Annotated in this window: 12 protein-coding genes; 7 read left to right on the top strand and 5 right to left on the bottom strand. The window is 58.1% G+C overall.

What is annotated here, in order from left to right; all coding sequences use genetic code 11:
* The 3 genes from A6F49_RS09580 to glyA form a co-directional block, all read right to left on the bottom strand.
* Positions 1-528, bottom strand: a complete 528-nt coding sequence (locus A6F49_RS09580) for a hypothetical protein (RefSeq protein ID WP_043057475.1) — start codon at positions 526-528, stop codon at positions 1-3.
* A 137-nt stretch (positions 529-665) separates the two neighbouring features.
* A complete protein-coding gene (locus A6F49_RS09575) occupies positions 666-1,550 on the bottom strand; it encodes a bifunctional methylenetetrahydrofolate dehydrogenase/methenyltetrahydrofolate cyclohydrolase (RefSeq protein ID WP_043057539.1) in 885 nt (294 codons plus the stop codon).
* 119 nt (positions 1,551-1,669) lie between these two features.
* Positions 1,670-2,950, bottom strand: a complete 1,281-nt coding sequence (gene glyA / locus A6F49_RS09570) for a serine hydroxymethyltransferase (protein WP_043057476.1) — start codon at positions 2,948-2,950, stop codon at positions 1,670-1,672.
* Between the two features lie 118 nt (positions 2,951-3,068).
* Between glyA and A6F49_RS09565 the strand changes: the two genes are divergently transcribed.
* From A6F49_RS09565 to glsA, 7 genes are all read left to right on the top strand, one after another.
* A complete protein-coding gene (locus tag A6F49_RS09565; protein ID WP_043057477.1) occupies positions 3,069-4,334 on the top strand; it encodes an NAD(P)-binding domain-containing protein in 1,266 nt (421 codons plus the stop codon).
* Positions 4,335-4,388: 54 nt separating this feature from the next.
* The gene (locus tag A6F49_RS09560; protein ID WP_235604955.1) at positions 4,389-4,859 is read left to right on the top strand and encodes a Fur family transcriptional regulator; all 471 of its coding nucleotides are present in this window, start codon (positions 4,389-4,391) and stop codon (positions 4,857-4,859) included.
* Positions 4,860-4,914: 55 nt separating this feature from the next.
* Positions 4,915-6,435 (top strand): catalase, encoded by a 1,521-nt coding sequence (locus A6F49_RS09555; protein WP_043057478.1) that lies wholly within the window; start codon positions 4,915-4,917, stop codon positions 6,433-6,435.
* Positions 6,436-6,705: 270 nt separating this feature from the next.
* A complete protein-coding gene (gene purU, locus A6F49_RS09550) occupies positions 6,706-7,575 on the top strand; it encodes a formyltetrahydrofolate deformylase (RefSeq protein WP_043057479.1) in 870 nt (289 codons plus the stop codon).
* A gap of 137 nt (positions 7,576-7,712) precedes the next feature.
* Positions 7,713-8,237 carry a gamma carbonic anhydrase family protein gene (locus A6F49_RS09545; RefSeq protein ID WP_043057480.1) on the top strand — a complete coding sequence of 175 codons (525 nt, stop codon included), beginning with the start codon at positions 7,713-7,715 and terminating at the stop codon, positions 8,235-8,237.
* A 68-nt stretch (positions 8,238-8,305) separates the two neighbouring features.
* Positions 8,306-9,268 (top strand): NAD(P)-dependent oxidoreductase, encoded by a 963-nt coding sequence (locus A6F49_RS09540; protein WP_043057481.1) that lies wholly within the window; start codon positions 8,306-8,308, stop codon positions 9,266-9,268.
* Between the two features lie 35 nt (positions 9,269-9,303).
* A complete protein-coding gene (gene glsA / locus A6F49_RS09535; RefSeq protein ID WP_052504787.1) occupies positions 9,304-11,280 on the top strand; it encodes a glutaminase A in 1,977 nt (658 codons plus the stop codon).
* Positions 11,281-11,400: 120 nt separating this feature from the next.
* Here the strand turns inward: glsA and A6F49_RS09530 are convergent, their stop codons facing one another.
* Positions 11,401-13,623 (bottom strand): NADP-dependent isocitrate dehydrogenase, encoded by a 2,223-nt coding sequence (locus tag A6F49_RS09530; RefSeq protein WP_043057482.1) that lies wholly within the window; start codon positions 13,621-13,623, stop codon positions 11,401-11,403.
* 244 nt (positions 13,624-13,867) lie between these two features.
* Entirely contained in the window at positions 13,868-18,511 is a 4,644-nt protein-coding gene (locus tag A6F49_RS09525) for a metallophosphoesterase (protein WP_043057483.1), read from the bottom strand.
* Positions 18,512-18,662: the final 151 nt, after the last annotated feature.

Raw genomic sequence — 18,662 nt, 5'->3', positions numbered from 1 at the left:
CTAGTTGATGACTTCGCCAGTGATGGTGTCGGAACCGTTGTCAGAATCCGGTTTGGATTTTTGGTTACGGTCCGGGTTGATCATGTCACGGGCATTATGTGCGGTCATCTCAATGGTATCCAGCGCCCGATCGATCATTTCAAAATCTGCTTGGTCAATGCCTTTGGCCAGTTCCTCGGAGATCACGCGTTTTTGAACTTCAACGATTTTCAGCGAGTGATCAACCTTGGTATCACGCATCGGATCGGTGGCATCTACGACAGTTCCACCGGCCGTGGCAGCAGCAATATTGGAGTTAAACTCTCGAGCGGTTTTTTGTACTGCTCGTGCCCCACGAGACACCATGATCAGCGAGACCAAGGACAGGATTAACCAGCCACCAGCGATGGCCACGATCATCCATCCGATGATGTCATTCTGGTTTGCCGCAAAGATGACGGCCACGATAAAGGCGATAACGACCACCAGCAGCACGACATTGGAAAGTCGAAGACCGCGGCGGTGTGTTGAAGATTCGATGGACTGCATGTTTTCCAGTATCTCGCATTTTGCAAGGCGGTGCCCAATTGGTCACCGACATTATCCCGTACGCTAACACCATAATCCCTCGACCCGTCAGATGACCGGCCGAGGGATTATAAATACTGCTGCGTTACGGAAAGGTTTTAGGCTTTTGCGGCGTTAAGTTCAGCAATTTCGACGACATTGGCCACCAGTTCCACGCGGGTCATCGGACCCACGCCACCTGGGTTTGGCGACATGGCCGAGGCGACCTCTGCCACATCCTTGGCAACGTCGCCAACAATGCGGGTTTTGCCGTCGTCGGTGGTTTCACGGCTCACACCGACGTCGAGAATCACGACGCCTTCTTTGACCTTGTCTTTGGTGACCATGCCGGGATTGCCGGCGGCGGCGATGATGATGTCGGCCTGGCCGATCAGCTCATCCATGTTTGTGGTGCCGGTGTGGGCGGCGATCACGGTGGCGTTGACGTCACGACGGGTGAACAGCAAGGTCGCTGGACGGCCGATGGTGATACCGCGACCAATGACCAGCACGGTCTTGCCCTTGGTGTCGATGTCGTAGCGACGCAGCAGCGTCAGGCAACCCTTTGGAGTACAGGGCAGCGGCCAGGTAATCTCGCCACCGGCGTTTGCTACCAACCGGCCAAGGTTCAATGGGTGCAGACCATCGGCGTCCTTGCCTGGATCAATGGCCTCCAGCACCTTATCGGTGTCGATCTGTTTTGGCAGGGGCAACTGCACAATGTAGCCGGTGCATTCCGGGTTATTGTTCAGCTCGTTGATGACGTCCAAGACTTCTTCTTGGGTCGCTGATTCGGGAAGCTCGCGGTGCAACGAGTTGATGCCGACTTCTTCCATGTCACGGATTTTGGCGCCAACATAGGATTGCGAGGCTGGGTCAGCACCCACCAGGACGGTCCCAAGCCCGGGGGTGATGCCCTGTTCTTTGAGTTTGGCAACTCGTTCGGCGAGATCTTCTTTCATGGCGGCCGCAGTGGCGCGGCCATCTAGTTTCAACGCAGTCATCATGGAGCGACGTCCTTGTCTAGTTGGTTCGACTTTCAACGTTAACCCGCGTCCGGGCCCAACCACTTAGTGTAGTGGTGGGCCCGGACACTGTCATTAGTCGGTGAGCACTTGGTGGCTTACCAGTTTTCGAATCCCTCATACAGTGGGAAATCGTTGGCCAGTTTGTCGGTGCGGGCGCGCAGTGCTTCCACATCGGGGCTTGGTTTCAGCGCGTTGGCGATAATGTCGGCAACTTCGGTGAATTCTTGGGTACCAAAGCCGCGAGTGGCCAGCGCTGGAGTACCGATGCGCAGACCAGAAGTGGTCATTGGTGGACGTGGATCCCATGGCACCGAGTTGCGGTTGACGGTGATACCAACTTCGTCCAGGATGTTCTCGCCCTGTTTGCCATCCAATTCGGAGTTGCGCAGGTCAACCAACACGAGGTGCACATCGGTGCCACCGGTCAGCACGGAAACTCCGGCGTCGGCGACGTCGGATTCGGTCAAACGGGCAGCCAGGATCTGGGCACCTTCCAGGGTGCGTTGTTGACGACGTTTGAATTCTTCCGATGCGGCAATCTTGAACGCAACGGCTTTACCGGCAATCGCATGCATCAGCGGGCCACCTTGCTGGCCTGGGAAGACGCGTGAGTTGATCTTCTTGCCGTATTCTTCCTTGGCCAGAATGAACCCGGAGCGTGGACCACCCAGTGTTTTGTGCACGGTCGAGGAAACGACGTCGGCGTATGGAACCGGGTTGGGGTGCAGACCTGCTGCGACCAGACCGGCAAAGTGGGCCATGTCAACCCAAAGCTTGGCGCCAACTTCTTGGGCAATCGAGGCGAAGGCTTCGAAGTCCAGCTGGCGCGGGTAGGCCGACCAACCGGCCACAATGACCTTTGGCTTTTCGGCCAGGGCTTGTTCACGAACCTTGTCCATGTCGATGCGGAACGTTTCGCGGTCGACTTCATAGGCCACAATATTGTGACGGCGACCAGAGAAGTTCAGCGGCATACCGTGGGTGAGGTGGCCACCGTGATCCAGCGACAGCCCCATGAGGGTATCGCCCGGCTCCATCAGGGCTTCCATTACGGCCACATTGGCCTGAGCACCGGCGTGCGGCTGCACGTTGGCGTATTCGGCGCCGAATAGGGCTTTGGCGCGGTCGATGGCCAGATTTTCGGCGATGTCGACGTATTCACAGCCACCGTAGTAACGGCGTCCTGGGTAACCTTCGGCGTATTTATTGGTCAACACGGAACCCTGGGTTTCCAAGATGGACCGTGGAACGAAGTTCTCCGAGGCAATCATTTCCAAGCTGTTGCGCTGGCGGCCCAGTTCCAGTCCCAGCACCTCGGCAATTTCAGGATCAACTTCTGTCAATGGGGCGTTATTGACATTGGACATTTCAGACATCGCACTCCTGGTGAAAATTTCTCAACGACTCCACTTATCCTAATGGGCTGCTACGCCGCCGGCGTGCACTTGTCATTAACCGCACCTTTATGGCAAGACCTTCAACTACGCTGGTGCCATGTCGTCGAACAACACCACCATCCCATTTGCTACGGTTCGTCATTTCAACATTGTGGTGATTGGCGCCGGTCAGGCCGGGCTTTCCGCCGCTGGCACGCTGCACCGTCGCGGTCTGGTCTCCGGCAAAGACTTTGCGGTTCTGGATGGTAACCAGGGCCCCGGGGGCGCTTGGCGACACCGTTGGAATGCCCTCACCCTGGGGCGTGCTCACGGCGTTCACGACCTGCCGGGTTTCCCATTGGATAACCCAGACACCTGGCGTCCGGCGTCACAAGTGGTGGGCGAATATTACGGCGCATATGAACAACACCTGGGGCTCGAGGTCATCCGCCCGGCCAAGGTCAAGGCCGTAACCCAGCCGCAGCACGAGCTGTTCTACATCGCCACTGACGGCGCAGACTTCACGGCCAACGCCGTCATTAATGCCACCGGCACCTGGGAAACCCCCAATATCCCCTACTATCACGGCCTGGAACATTTCACCGGGAAACAGTGGCACACCAAAACCTTCCGCGATGTCGAAGACTTCCGCAACCAGCGCGTGCTCGTGGTCGGCGGTGGTGCGTCGTCGACCCAGTTTTTGATGATGTTGGAAAAAGTTACCGACCACACCGTGTGGGTTTCACGCTCGCTGCCGCGCTGGAATCCGGAACATTTCAGTCCCGACTGGGGCCGCCGGGTGGAAGAACGGGTGACGACGTTGGTCACCGCGGGCAAAGCGCCTCGGTCGGTGGTCTCGAATACGGGCCTGGCATTGAATACGGAATCCCTGGATTTCATTAATCGCGGGGTGTTGGTATTTCGCGGGTTCATTGATTCATTTGGGTCCGATCATGTCACACTCAATGGGCCCGGCCCCGACGGCGCGACCATTAACTCACAAGGTCCGGCGGTTGATGATCTGTTGCGCGCCGGGGATCCGCGGTTAGCCCAGATGCACCGCAACACCGAAATTTTGCCCGGCCACGGAACCGATATCCACCACCAGTGGGTCACCCCGATCGACTCGATTTTGTGGGGCACCGGATTCCAACACAGTCTCGGGCACTTTGATCCGCTGGGTATTCGCAGCGTACATGGCGGCGTCGTCGTTGACAAAGATGGCGTGACGATACCGGCTGCACCCGGAGTGTTTCTGGTGGGCTACGGGGCATCAGCCTCAACGATTGGGGCTACGCGAGCGGGTCGAAAGGCCGCCGTCGCCGCGATTGACCACCTCGGGCAATCAACTGAGTCGAACGTCACATACCGCAAGCTTTTTTGAATGATTCAAAAAAGTGGCATAATAGAGATATCGATCGCTTCAAGGAGGTAACAGGTGAGCCACAGTGGCCAGATCATCGATTGGCCGTCGCATATTCGGGCAACCGGATTGCGGTCCACACGGCAGCGCGTCGCGACCTTGGAGTCTCTTGCGGGGCTACCGCACGCAACCGCCGATGAGCTGTTAAACCAGGTTCGCCAGTCGCTTCCTGCGATCACAATTCAATCCATCTATACCGTGGTGCAATCCCTGGTGGATGTCGGTTTAGTGCGGAAACTCGAGTTTGGGCCCACCGCGGCCAGATTCGAAATTCAGCACTTCGACAACCACCATCACGTCCACTGCCGGGTGTGCGGACGCATCGAAGATGTGCCGTGCCAACACGGCAGCGCCCCGTGCATGAGCCCCGTTGAGACGCACGGCATGGTGATTGACACCGCCGACGTCGTCTACCACGGAACATGCACCAGCTGTTTGGACGCGCTTGACCACCCCACGGTTGGTGACACGAAAGTGTCTGCCTAAGCTGGAGCTTTGCCCACCTAGTTCATCTCACCGAGGTCTTAAGGAGACTGAATTCATGGCTGAGAAAAAAACGCCACACGCAACCGGGTCCACAACCCAGGCCGGCATCCCAGCTGTTAGCGACCGCAACTCGCTAACCGTTGGTCCAGACGGCCCCATCGTCTTACACGATGCTCACCTGGTCGAAACCCTGCAGCACTTCAACCGGATGAACGTCCCAGAGCGTCGTCCACACGCCAAGGGTTCCGGCGCTTTTGGTACCTTCAAGGTCACCGAAGACGTCTCGCAGTACACCAAAGCCGCCATGTTCCAGCCCGGTGTAGAAACCGAAATGCTGGCCCGTTTTTCAACCGTTGCCGGTGAACTGGGCTCACCAGACACCTGGCGCGACGTCCGCGGCTTCGCTTTGAAGTTCTACACCGAAGAAGGCAACTTCGACCTGGTTGGCAACAACACCCCGGTCTTCTTTGTGCGCGACCCAATGAAGTTCCCACACTTCATCCGCTCGCAGAAACGTCTGCCAGATTCCGGCCTGCGTGACAACACCATGCAGTGGGACTTCTGGACCCAGAACCCAGAAACTGCACACCAGGTCACCTACCTGATGGGCCCACGTGGTCTACCAAAGACCTGGCGCAACATGAACGGTTACGGCTCCCACACCTACATGTGGGCCAACGACGCCGGCGAACGCTTCTGGGTCAAATTCCACTTCCTGACTAACCAGGGCCTGGAAAACCTGTCGAATGAAGAAGCCGAAGCACTGGCCGGTGCCGACGCCGAATACCACCGTCGTGACCTGTTCGATGCAATCGAACGTGGCGACAACCCGTCCTGGGATCTCTACGTGCAGATCATGCCGTATGAGGACGCCAAGACCTACCGCTACAATCCATTCGATCTGACCAAGACCTGGTCGCAGAAGGATTACCCACGCATCAAGGTGGGCACCATGGAGCTCAACCGCAACCCGGAAAACCACTTCGCTCAGATCGAGCAGGCCGCGTTCTCCCCTGCCAACATGGTTCCAGGTACCGGCATGTCCCCAGACAAGATGCTGCTGGGTCGTAACTTCGCGTACCAGGACGCTCAGCGTTACCGTATCGGCACCAACTTCCAGCAGCTGCCGGTCAACCGTCCGATCAACGAAGTCCACACCTACAACTTCGAAGGCGCCATGTGGTACGACCACACCGGTGCCCGCCGTCCATACGCACCAAACTCGTTTGGTGACTCCTGGTCGGATGAAGAAGGCGCCATTGACGTCAGCTGGGAAACCGACGGCGACCTGGTCCGTAAGGCCTACACCCTGCGTGAAGACGACAGCGACTTCATCCAGCCCAACATCCTGGTCAACGAAGTTTTCTCCCAAGAAGAACGCGACGGCCTAGTCGACACCGTTGCCGGTGCTCTGGAAACCGTGATCGAACCGGTGCTGTCCAACGCTATCCAGTACTGGAAGAACGTTGACGAAACCATCGGTCAGCGCATCGAAGACCGCATCCGTCAGGGCGGTTCCGCAGGCGACCAGCAGCCAGGCGGCGATCCAAAAGACACCGCCGACTCGCTCGTCTAAGCTCATAGCAACGACGTTCGCATCGTCTAGAGACGATACGTAGTCAAAGAATTCCGGCTCTCTCATCACGAGGGGGCCGGAATTTTTTTTGTTCATGCCACGACAGACATGAGTCATCCGGACATAGTTGTCGATGATGCAACGAATAAGCAGTGCCAGAACAATCTTTGCCGATGTTGTAACGATCCCTGACCGCGCCGTTGCACATTAAATGTAATGAAGCGCTAATATACCAACAGACTCCCGCTTCATGATAGGAAATTGACGTTCATGGTCATTGGTAAAAACAACCTCATTGTCACGTTGTCCTGCCCGAACCAACCGGGGATTGTGCATGCCATCACCGGGGCTTTGCTAGAAGTCAACGCCGACATCTCAGAATCCCAGCAATTCGATTCCCCAAACAGCGGGACGTTTTTCATGCGTGTCGAATTCGCCACCGATGCCACCGTGGCTGACACTCAAGCAGCGATTTCCGATGTCGTGGAGCAATACGATATGGATGCTCAGGTCTATGATGCCGCGGTGAAAACCCGCACCTTGATTATGGTGTCCAAAGACGGCCGGACCATGAATGAGTTACTCTTCCAGCAACACGCCGGCACCCTACCGGTAGAAGTACCCGTGATTGTCTCGAATCACCTGGATTTACAACCGATGGCCTATTTCTATGATGTGCCCTTTGTACACATCCCGTTGATCAAAAACGCCGATGGCACCGACAATAAAGCCGAAGCCGAAGCCCGACTGATGCAGATCATCGATCAATACGACATCGAACTGGTGGTGCTCGCCCGCTACATGCAGATCCTGTCGGATGAACTCACCCGCAAACTTGATGGCAAGGCCATCAACATTCACCACTCGTTTTTGCCCTCCTTCAAAGGTGCCCGCCCCTATCACCAGGCCCATGACCGCGGGGTCAAACTCATCGGGGCCACCGCCCACTACGTCACCGCAGACCTAGATGAGGGCCCCATCATCGAACAACGCGTCCAACGCGTCAACCACGCCCTGACCGCCCAAGACTTCGTCCAACGCGGCCGCGCGGTCGAAGGCGCCACCCTAGCCCAGGCCGTGCAATGGCACACCGAACACCGAGTCCTCCTCGACGGCGACCGCACCGTCATCTTCGAATAACCTCACGGGCGCTCCGCGCCCTGCCTGACACCAGGATCCGGTGGGAGTTCACCTCGAACTGCCACCGGATATTTATCTGGTGACACGCTGGCCGGTCAACTAGTGACAAGGCCTTATCCTGCTTTTAGGGTGACCGTATGGCGATTATTAAAACTGTCTTGGGCAAAACCCCCAACATTCATGATTCCGTATTCCTGGCCGAAACCGCCGCCATTACTGGCGAAGTGACCATGGCCGAAAATTCCTCAGCGTTTTACGGGGTCTCAGCCCGGGGTGACTCAGCACCCATCAGCGTCGGTGCCCGATCGAACCTCCAAGACAACGTCGTCCTGCATGCCGATGAGGGTTTCCCCTGCACAATCGGCCAAGACGTCTCCGTGGGTCACGCAGCCATTGTCCACGGCGCAACCGTGGGTGATGGCGCGCTGATCGGTATGAATGCCACCGTGCTCAATGGCGCCGTCGTTGGTGCCGGTAGTCTGGTTGCCGCCAATTCGATGGTGCCCGAGGGCATGGAAATTCCACCGAACTCCCTGGTGGCCGGTGTGCCAGCCAAGGTGCGACGCGAACTGAGCCCAGAGCAGGTTGCCGGCTTGAAGACCAACGCCGAAGTGTACGTGCGCTTATCGGCCGCCCACCTGGAAGCTGAACGCATCGGCTAAAACCGTGTTGGCGAGTGGACGCCGCTGCGTTGTGTTGATTTTGTACCAATCCATGTGAACATAGGGTTATGACACAAAAGATCGTAGTTCTCCCCGTTCAAACCGACCGCGACAATACCCCGTACGAACACGCCCATGAAACCACCGTGACGACGGCGGAATCGCACGGTTTTAGCATTGTGGAGCCCAACGACGGCGAGGCCACGGCGATGATCGTGGTGCAGATGATCAACTCCGCGGTCATCGAGGATACGCTGGCAGCCAACCCCAAAATCACCTGGGTACAGTTGCCCTACGCGGGGGTTGAGACCTTCTTGCCGGTGGCACGCAAATACCCTGGCGTGACCTTTACCTCGGCCAAGGGGACCTACGCTCCTCCGGTGGCCGAACACGCCCTGGCGTTGACCCTGGCGTTGTTGCGGCATCTACCCGAACGCATCCGTGCCACCAGCTGGGGTGCCACCTACGGTTCGACACTCAACGGCGCCAACGTCGTCATTGTCGGCGGCGGGGGCATCGGCGAAGAGCTCGTGCGCCTATTTTCCACTTGGGATACTTCGATCACCGTGGTGCGACGCAGATCCGAACCCCTTGACGGTGCAGACCACACGATCACAGCTGAGCGACTCGACGAGGTGCTGCCGGCGGCCGACGTCGTCGTCATTGCGGCGGCGGCCACCCCGGAAACCAAGCACATGTTCGGCGCTGATCAGTTTGAGCTGATGAACGACCGTGCCGTACTGGTTAATATTGCCCGCGGCAGCCTGATCGATACTGATGCACTGGTGGCGGCGCTGGCCGAGCGTAAAATTCGCTCGGCGGGCCTGGACGTGACGGACCCGGAGCCACTGCCCGATGGCCACCCGCTGTGGGAAGAGCCCAACTGCATTATCACCCCGCATACAGCTGACACTCCAGACATGGTGATCCCGCTGCTCAACGAGCGCATTGTGCGCAACCTGTATGCGCTGGCCGCAGGGAAAACACCTGATACTCTAGAGGGCCTGGTCGACGTGGACGCCGGCTACTAAACGAGCCACTGGATGACTGTGATGAGGGATTGCCCATGATGATTTCACCGTTGCACCGCTACCTTGCCGACATGATTGACAGTCTGCGACCGATGACGGCGGGCACCGTCAATCCGGTGACCGAAACCGCAACCCAACCCGATATTCAAAAATTTGGGATAACGCTGACGACGGTCAATGGCCAGCAGTACTCATCGGGCGATGCTGACCATAAATTTGCCATCCAGTCGATTGCCAAAGTTTTTGCCTACGGTCTGGCCCTGGATGATCTGGGACCAACCCAGGTCGGTAAGAAGATCGACGTTGAACCCTCCGGCGACCCGTTCAACGAAATCTCGCTACAACGCAATACCGGCCGCCCCGCCAACCCCATGATCAACGCCGGTGCTATTGCCACAGTGGGGCTGATCAAGGGCCGCGGCGGGGTGGATCGGATCAGCAGGATCTCGCGCACCATGGATCTGGCCGCCGATGGCTCCCCCGGCCAGTTAGAGATTAACCGCACTGTTTTCCACGCCGAGAACATTGCCGGGCACCGCAACCGGGCGCTGGCCTGGCTCTTGCGGTCCTTTGAAATTATTGACTCGGATCCCGAACCGGTGGTCCAAGACTACTTCTTAGAATGCTCCACCGATGTGACCACAGAAAACCTGTCGATGATGGCGGCCACCCTGGCCAATAAGGGCATCAACCCGGTCACCGGGCGGGAAGTCTTCACCGAAGAAACCACCCGCCAGGTCCTAGGTGTGATGATGACCTGCGGCATGTACGACGCCGCCGGCAACTGGATGATCGACATCGGCCTGCCCGCAAAATCTGGGGTCGACGGCGGCATCATGGTGGTCGTCCCCGGTCAACTGGGCATTGGTGTCTACTCTGCGCCACTGGATCAGCACGGCAACTCCGTGCGAGGGGCCGCAGCCATCCGACGGGTCACCCGAGATCTCGGGTTGCACTACGCTGAAGCCTCTCCCCTGGGTGGTTCAACGCTGCGCGCCCACTACTCGCTGGCTGATGCCTCGCTGGGCGTGGTCCGCTCCACAGAGCTGTCCCGGATTACCTCCCAATTTGGCGACCGCTGCCAAATCCTTGAGGTTTCCGGTGACCTGGGCTTTGCCGAAACCGAAACCATGGCACGCACCATTGTCGAAATGGACGAGGACGTCACCATGGTGGTCATCGATTTTCAGGGCGTCGACGATTTCGGGCGTGCGGCGATTCTCATGCTGGCTTCGCTCACTTCGGGATGGCGCGCCTCTGGTAAAGACATCATCTTTATCGACTGGGGCGAGACGCTCGTTGAGCACATTTTGGAATTCGTCAAGGTCCGCGATGATTTGGAAGTCCCTGATCCACGCGATAAAGCAAAGGCTGCTTCGGCCGGGCAGCTGGATTTCCCCTGGGACTCTGAGACACTGACCGAAGATATCACCGGTGAGTTCCGCCTATTCGACAACCGCTCCGCGGCTCTGGAATGGGCTGAATTACGCTTAGCTCAGCGGTATGCTCGTCAGATTTTACAAATCGATGATGCCCCACGTGAACCCGGCACGGCCCCGGTCTTCGATTTCCTCGATGACCACGATGTCAATGTGCTGGCGGGTTACATGGAGTTGCGCAGCTACACGGCCGACACCATCATCCGGCGCGTTGGTCAACCATTCGGTGGTATTTATTTCATCCGTTCCGGCCGCGTGGAACTGGAAGCAGAAGGCCCCGGCGATTCCCGGTACCGTCACGTCTATCTGTCCCCCGGCTCTACCTTTGGTGAATTCGCGCTGAGCTACACGGGCCAGCAGCTAACTACCATTCGCGCCATCGACGACGTCGAGGTCTTAGTTCTGTCGGCTCAGACCATTGCCCACATCGAAAAAATCGAGCCACACCTGGCGATCCGTTTGTGGACGGCGATAGCGCGTGAAGCTTATACGGTGCTGGAACAGTCCTCGCGTGAGGCCGGTGCCCGTGAAGATTACGATCCGGAACAATACGAGGAACCACGCATGCGTTAATGCCCTGATCTGTGTCGTCATGACTTTCAACATAAAAAACGACAGGCTCTGCGGATTCTTTAGGAATCCTCAGAGCCTGTCGTGTTATGACTGCGGTTTATGTAACCTCAGGGGCAGAACTTAGGCGTTCAGGCCGTCAACAATCTTGTTCAGGGTTGCCGATGGGCGCATAATGTTGGAGGTCAGCTCGTGGTTCGGGTAGTAGTACCCGCCGATCGATACTGCGTTTCCTTGCACATCGTTGAGTTCCTTGACAATGGTTTCTTCGTTGTCACGCAGTGCCTGGGCGACTGGTTTGATCGCTTCAGCCAGTTCGGCGTCTTCGGTCTGTGCGGCCAGTGCTTCAGCCCAGTACAGTGCCAGGTAGAAGTGGGAACCGCGGTTATCCAGTTCATTGACCTTACGCGATGGCGAGCGGCCCTCTTCCAGATATTCACCGGTACCGGCATCCAGCGCATCGGCCAAGACCTGGGCGCGGGAGTTATCGGTTGCAGTCGCTAAGTGTTCAAAAGACACGGCAAGGGCCAGGAATTCACCGAGGGAATCCCAGCGCAGGTGGTTTTCTTCCAGCAGCTGTTCAACGTGTTTTGGAGCCGAACCGCCAGCACCGGTTTCGAATAGGCCGCCACCGTTGAGCAGTGGAACAATTGACAGCATCTTGGCCGAGGTGCCCAATTCCAGAATTGGGAACAGGTCGGTCAGGTAGTCACGCAGCACGTTACCGGACACCGAAATGGTGTCTTCGCCGCGGCGCATGCGCTCAACCGTGTACTGGGTTGCACGTTCCGGGGCCATAATCTTGATTTCCAGGCCATCGGTGTCGTGCTCTGGCAGGTATGCTTTGACTTTTTCGATAATTTGGGCATCGTGAGCACGCTCGGCGTCCAACCAGAAAATGGCCGGAGTCTGCGTTGCCCGGGCACGGGTAACGGCCAGTTTGACCCAGTCGCGAACCGGAACATCCTTGGTCTGGGTGGCGCGCCAGATGTCACCGGTTTCAACCTGGTGGCTCATCAACACGTTGCCGGCTTGATCAACGACCTCGACGGTGCCGTCTTTGTCCATGATGAACGTCTTGTCGTGCGAGCCGTATTCTTCGGCCTTCTGGGCCATCAGACCAACGTTTGGCACGGTTCCCATGGTGGTCGGGTCGTAGGCACCGTTTGCGCGGCAGTCCTCGATCACGGCCTGGAAAACTCCGGCGTAAGAAGAGTCAGGAATCACGGCCAGGGTGTCCTGGGTTTCGTCGTTCTTATTCCACATCTTGCCGCCGGAACGAATCATGGCCGGCATGGAAGCATCCACGATGACATCGGATGGGACGTGCAGGTTGGTGATACCACGGTGGGAGTTGACCATGGCCAAATCTGGGCCGTTTTCGTAGGCGTCAGCAATTTCCTTGCGGATACCTTCGGCGACGTCGGCATCGAGCTGATCAAGGCCAGCTTCGATACCGGCCAGACCGTTATTGGCGGACAGGCCAGCGGCAGCCAGCTGTGCACCGTATTTTTCAAACACACCTGGGAAGTAGGCTTTGACGATATGACCGAAGATGACCGGGTCGGAAACCTTCATCATGGTGGCCTTCATGTGTGCTGAGAACAGCACACCTTCTTCCTTGGCGCACTTGACCTGTTCGGCCAGGAAGGCATCCAGCGCTTTAGCGGACATGAAGGTCGAGTCCACGATTTCACCCTTGAGGACCTTCAGGCCCTCTTTGAGGTTGGTGACATTGCCCTCGGCGTCGATGTGCCGAATGGTCAGGGTGTCGTTATCTGACAGGGTAACGGACTGTTCGTTAGAGAAGAAGTCGTTTGCACCCATCGTGGCGACGTTGGTCTTGGAATCCTTGGCCCAGTCACCCATCGAGTGTGGGTTGTTTTTGGCAAAGTTTTTGACGGCGCGTGGTGCACGGCGGTCCGAGTTGCCTTCACGCAGCACCGGGTTCACAGCCGAGCCCATGGCGGTTGCATAGCGGGCCTGGACGTCGCGTTCCTCGTCGTTGGTCACTTCGTACGGGTAGTCCGGCAGAGCGAAGCCGGCTTCTTGCAGTTCTTTGACGGCGGCAACCAGCTGCGGTACGGACGCTGAAATATTTGGCAGTTTGATGATGTTGGCTTCGGCTTCTTTGACGAGCTCGCCGAGTTCAGCCAGGGCATCGTTGACGCGCTGATCTTCTGGTAACACGTCGTTGAAGGCGGCCAGGATACGGCCGGCCAGGGAGATGTCTCGTGTTTCCAGTTCTACACCGGCCTTGGCGGCAAACGCGCGCACGATTGGCAAGAAGGATGCTGTTGCCAGAGCTGGCGCTTCGTCAGTGTAGGTGTAAATGATCTTTGACATAAATGTGTGATCTCCTCATGTTTCAAGCGCCCTGTGGTGTAAGGGCACCCCACAATTCCACCCCCTAATCTAGCCCAGATGTTTTCGGAGCCAGCATCTTTTGCCCTTTTTGGCCGGGAGTTAAGCCGCCTGCGGGATATTTTTCCGCACCGATCACCCAAATTTCCTGCCACAGACACCTACGGCTTGGCGGTCCCACCAGGGGTACCACCAGGCCGTAGGTGTCCTGAATGGCTCAGCTAGGCTACTGGTGACCACCTGCCCGACGGCGCCAGACCAGTGCTGAACCGACAGCCAGCGCCAACAGGCCACCGCCGATCAACCAACCCAGCGCAGCCGAAGCACCGGTATCGGCCAGATCTCCGCTGGATCGATCATCAGAGGCCTGATCCTCGGTGCCACCTGCAGCATCTGTGGTTGGGTCCTCGAGGCGGTCGGTGCCGTCCGTCGAAGCATCATCGGCATCGGGCTGCTGGCTGCCACCGTCAGACGCGCCATTATCACCCGGGGTGTCACCGTTTCCGGATGAGTTCTCATCGTCGGTCGGGTCCGCATCGTCACCGGTGCCGTCGTCGGTATTGTCGTCGTTGGTGCTTGCAGCGGTGAAGGTCATCACGGGTGATGCCACGGAACCACCAAAGTCATCGGTGACTCTGACATACCACGAGTGCTCCCCGGCTTCGCGGTCTTCCCACACGATCGATGCGGTGCCCGGGGTCTCGATATCCTCGACGGTGCCAATTGGCGCATCGGTCAGGACCTCTGCGGTAAATGCATCGGTGGCCAGTTGGCGTTGAGTCGACTCGATGCCCAGTTGTTCATACGAGATCTCGAACTGCTGATCCGCATATGGGTCGTCGCCGTCAACCAGCAGTGTTGGATCATCCGAGTTGTACTGCTCCAGCGACGGCGAATAGGTGCGCGCCATCATCCGTTGGCCTTCGTTGTCGAAGTGCAATAGGCGCAAGAAGCCCTGGCCGCCTTCGGGTAGGCCCTGGTAGTCGAATAGCATCGAGGTGACGGTGCGGTCGGTTTGGCCATCGCCGTCGTCGTCAAAATCATCGGTCCGGGTGTAGGCGTCATGGTAGTGCCCGGACATGACCATTGAGACGTTGGGGTTGGTGGCAATAACCTCATCCAAGATGCGCTGCGGAACCGGCCCCAATCCCCCGGTGGTCAACATGTACTCGTGCAGGTTCACAATGCCCACGCGGTCCGGGTGCTCGGCCAGCACCTGGTTCATCCACTCGATTTCGGCATCATCGGGATCCCAGCCCATCGCGACGACAATGAAGTCGATCCCGCCGGCAGAGAATAGGTGGTAGCTACCGCGGTTGTCCTCGTAGGTGCCCGCGTACCAAGGGGTGTCAGCGTAACGGTCGGCGCCGAAATACTGGCTGAAGGTGGTGTAGTCGACCTGGCTGTTGAGCACCACGTCGTGGTTGCCGGCCAAAATGGAGTACGGCAGACCGGCGTCATCGAGGCGCTGATATTCTGGGTCCGCGTTTTCCCATTGGTAGGTCTTGTCTTTTTCATCAATGACGTCGCCGGTGTGGAATAAGAACTGGATGTTCTTGTTTTCGCGTTCGGCCAGGACGTAGTCGTGAATGGCGGTCTGGTGGTGTGGGAAATCTTCGTTGTAGTACTGGGTGTCGGATTCCCAGGCGAAGGTGAAATCATATTCGGAACGCGCAACGTCGTCGGCATGAGCTGGCTGCACCGTGGAGTCACGCGTGGTGAAATCCTGACCGGCAAACCCATCGGAGTGCTGGACCAACACTGTGACGGTGCCGTCCTCGGCGTACTGGTCGGCATCGATGACGCCGTTGAGGCTGAAGTTCTCAGCACCGGTGGATTCTGCGAGCGCCTGGTGCACGCGGGCGGCAATACCGCGGGTCGCGTCCTGGGATTGGCCGGTCACGTGGCGATCAATTTCTTCCCACCCGCTACCATCACTTGGCAGTGCATACAGTGCGACCTGTGCATCGGTTTCGGCACTGCCTTGCCAGTTTAGGCGGACTTCGGAACCGTCGACGGCGTCGGCGGGCACGTCGACTTCAAACAGCTGATAAGGGAATTTGCTGTCCGATTCGACAGCGGCGTCCAGCCCGTCCAGGGTGGTCATGGCTTTGACGTCGTCTTCGCTCAGCGGTTCGGCGGTGGCGCGGTCCAGGGTTGCGGCATCGGTGACGGTGCCGGAGCTGGCGCGGATCGCATCCGAGTCCAGGCTTGGGCGCAGTCCACCGTAGAAGGTGGCATCCACGGAGTCGCCACTGGGGTCATCAACTTCTGCGGTCAGTTCCACATCGCCAGGTTCAACCGTGGCGTCATCGCTTGGTGTCAGTTCACCGATGGTCGGGTTTTCTTCCGGGGTGGTGAAGGTGACCGTTTGGGTGGATTCGTTGCCGAGCTCATCGGTTGCGATGACCTCAAACGTGTGGTCGCCAGCGTCGAGTTCAACCGAAGACGTCGCATACGGCAGTTCGATTTCTTCGCCGTCCAGTGTGGCAGCCAGGTTGGCAACACCGGCTCCGGCATCTTCGGCCGTGGCGTCCAGAATGAATTCACCGCGGGCCGGTTGCTCATTTTCGACGCCGGTGATCTCGATTTGTGGTCCGGTGTTATCAACCTTCACGTTGCGGGTGACGCTGTCGTCGCCGTCGGCCAGCGAGGCGGTCACGGTGTGGTCGCCGTCGTTGGTGGCGGTGGTATCCCACTGGTGAGCGGCACCGGTAAAGGCATCATCGGGAAGGTCGAATTGCGCGTCGTAGAATTCCAGTTTGCCCGCGCTGTCGCCCATGTCCATCCAGGCTTGTGGGTCATCCAGCCCGGCCGGTGTCAGCGTGCGGCCATCCGGCAGGATCAAGCGTGGGTTGCGAATGCGGAAGTCGTCATTATTTTCATCTGGATCAATTTCCGGGGCGGCTTTGGTGCCCGCATAAATCGACAAGGTGACGTCGCGGCCGTCGGTAATGTATTCCAGCGGCACCGACGTCGAAATGGTTTCGACGTTCTGGTAGGTGCCCTTATCGAAGATCTCCAGGACGTCGTCACCGGCCAGCACGCCGTTGCGGAAATACGCGTCAGTCTGTGTGGTTTCAAACGCGAAGACCGGTTCTGCTTCCAGGGAGGCTTCCGTGTCGACACTTTGGTCATCGATGGAAACTTCCACCTGATCCTCAAGCGAATCCGAGGCGCCAATGACGGCGGTGGTGCCCGAAACCCACTGATCATCTTCCAGGTTGAGCCGCACCGGAGCATCGCTGACGCCGTCGGCGGTCACACGCTGGGTGTCGGTGGTGATGTTATTGGTGCCGTCAGACACCGTGAACGAGTAGTCATACCAGCGCTTGCCCGTCAGATCTGCTTCGGGCACTTCGTAGGTATAGGTGTCGTCCGCACCGGCACGCAGGACGACCTGCTGGACGGCCTCGTCCGCATTGGACTGCAGGTTGAGGGTCACGGTTTTGACCTGGACGTCGTCGGTAATGCGGGCGGTAAAGGCCAGACCTGCATCCGGGTCGATGGTATCGGCGGTGTTGTCTTGAACCTGCGGGTCCGTCTCGTCGGCGGTCAGTTGCACCGCCGCTTCAGGAGTCTGTGCGGAATGCAGGGCGCCCGGGGTCGGATCAGCGCTGCCCCACAGCTGCTGGTTGTGCAGATCACCCTCGTCAACGCCGAAGTGCAGGCCCTGATCGACCTGTACATCACGGACGCCGTCCATGTTGTAATACCCGGTGTTGATGGCAAACCCGGTATTGGTTTCAATCTGGATACCGCGAGCGCTACCGTTTGCCATGCCACCGGCATAAATTTCGGCCAGCGATTCGCCAAGGACCAGTTCCGTGCCATAAAACGCGTTAAAATCCTCGGCGGTGAGGTCATTATTGGCACCGTTTTTGATCCAGTAGACCAGGGTTTGGCCGGGTTCAATGACGACGTCGGACGGCGTTGCCGCCCACAGTGCGTTGCTACCGGTGTCTGGGTAGAGGTAGTTGATCGTGTAGTCGGCCATCGAGATTGGCGTATCTGTCGGGTTGGCAACCTCGATGAACTCGTAGCCGTCGGATCCCCCAACGTTGCTGGAGTCCACGACCAGTTCGGTCAGTAGCAGTTGTGCAGCGGTTGCTGGTGGCAGGCGGTCAGCAAACGGGTCAGCCGGGTCTTCTGGTTCTTGGGGCTCAACCGGCTCCAGGCTGAGTTGTTCTTCGCGTACCTGGCCCGGGGTTGGGGCTGCCTGTTGGGCAATTACCACGCGGGAGGGTTGGTCGCCGGTGATGGCGCGACCGAACTCGATACCCTGCTGAACGCTTGCCGAGCCCGCTGGGTAGAACGACCAGCTGTCCACCTCACCGTTTTGTAGCACACGAATACCGCGCTCGCCACCGTTGGCCATACCGGCTTGGCCTTCAATCCGCACGATGCGCGCGTCGTTGTCATCGGCCATGCCATAAAATTCGCGGAAGTCATCAACCGTGTAGGCGTAGGAATCTACTGTGGCGTTGGCATAGCTCAGCCACATCACCACGGTTTCGCCAGGTGCCAGCACCACTGTTTCTTCATCTTCATGGATGCTCAGCGCAACATCACGACTCTGGTCGGCGGAATCGTCGTAGCTGTACGCGAAGCTGTAGCCGGCTTCGTCTAGATCGATTGGCGCGTCCGAGGCGTTGTGAATTTCGAAGTATTCGAAGTGATCGTACCCGGTGGTGTCCGGCAGGATTTCGGTCACGACCAGCCCGGAAGGCTGCTGCTGTTGAACGTCTTGGACAGTGGTTGCGGGATGGATTGGCATAGCCGCTGCCGAAGACATAGCAAACGGTGACAGTGCGACCAGGCACGCCGCGCTGAGCGCGCCCACCCGGCCACCCAGTGGTTTCGGAGGCATCAAAAATTACCCTTTTCTACGATACGTAAGTGAGAAAGCCGCTGTCAGGCGGACCTTCGACACCGTAAAGTAGCCAAGCAAACACCGGGTGACATAGGCGTCGACAAATGTTCATACACTATTCAGTTGCATGAGTGTCGTCACACGCACG

The sequence above is a fragment of the Enteractinococcus helveticum genome (assembly GCF_001657475.1).
GTDB classification, from domain to species: Bacteria; Actinomycetota; Actinomycetes; order Actinomycetales; family Micrococcaceae; genus Yaniella; species Yaniella helvetica.
Note: the sequence above shows the minus strand (reverse complement) of the source record. Positions and strands in the feature narration are given on the sequence as shown.

Excerpts from the sequence above, each read along its gene's own strand:
- A6F49_RS09580 (WP_043057475.1), bottom strand. The coding sequence starts at position 528 with ATGCAGTCCATCGAATCTTCAACACACCGCCGCGGTCTTCGACTTTCC.
- A6F49_RS09575 (WP_043057539.1), bottom strand. The coding sequence starts at position 1,550 with ATGACTGCGTTGAAACTAGATGGCCGCGCCACTGCGGCCGCCATGAAA.
- A6F49_RS09545 (WP_043057480.1), top strand. The coding sequence starts at position 7,713 with ATGGCGATTATTAAAACTGTCTTGGGCAAAACCCCCAACATTCATGAT.
- A6F49_RS09555 (WP_043057478.1), top strand. The coding sequence starts at position 4,915 with ATGGCTGAGAAAAAAACGCCACACGCAACCGGGTCCACAACCCAGGCC.
- A6F49_RS09565 (WP_043057477.1), top strand. The coding sequence starts at position 3,069 with ATGTCGTCGAACAACACCACCATCCCATTTGCTACGGTTCGTCATTTC.
- A6F49_RS09525 (WP_043057483.1), bottom strand. The coding sequence starts at position 18,511 with ATGCCTCCGAAACCACTGGGTGGCCGGGTGGGCGCGCTCAGCGCGGCG.
- A6F49_RS09540 (WP_043057481.1), top strand. The coding sequence starts at position 8,306 with ATGACACAAAAGATCGTAGTTCTCCCCGTTCAAACCGACCGCGACAAT.
- glsA (WP_052504787.1), top strand. The coding sequence starts at position 9,304 with ATGATGATTTCACCGTTGCACCGCTACCTTGCCGACATGATTGACAGT.
- glyA (WP_043057476.1), bottom strand. The coding sequence starts at position 2,950 with ATGTCTGAAATGTCCAATGTCAATAACGCCCCATTGACAGAAGTTGAT.
- purU (WP_043057479.1), top strand. The coding sequence starts at position 6,706 with ATGGTCATTGGTAAAAACAACCTCATTGTCACGTTGTCCTGCCCGAAC.
- A6F49_RS09530 (WP_043057482.1), bottom strand. The coding sequence starts at position 13,623 with ATGTCAAAGATCATTTACACCTACACTGACGAAGCGCCAGCTCTGGCA.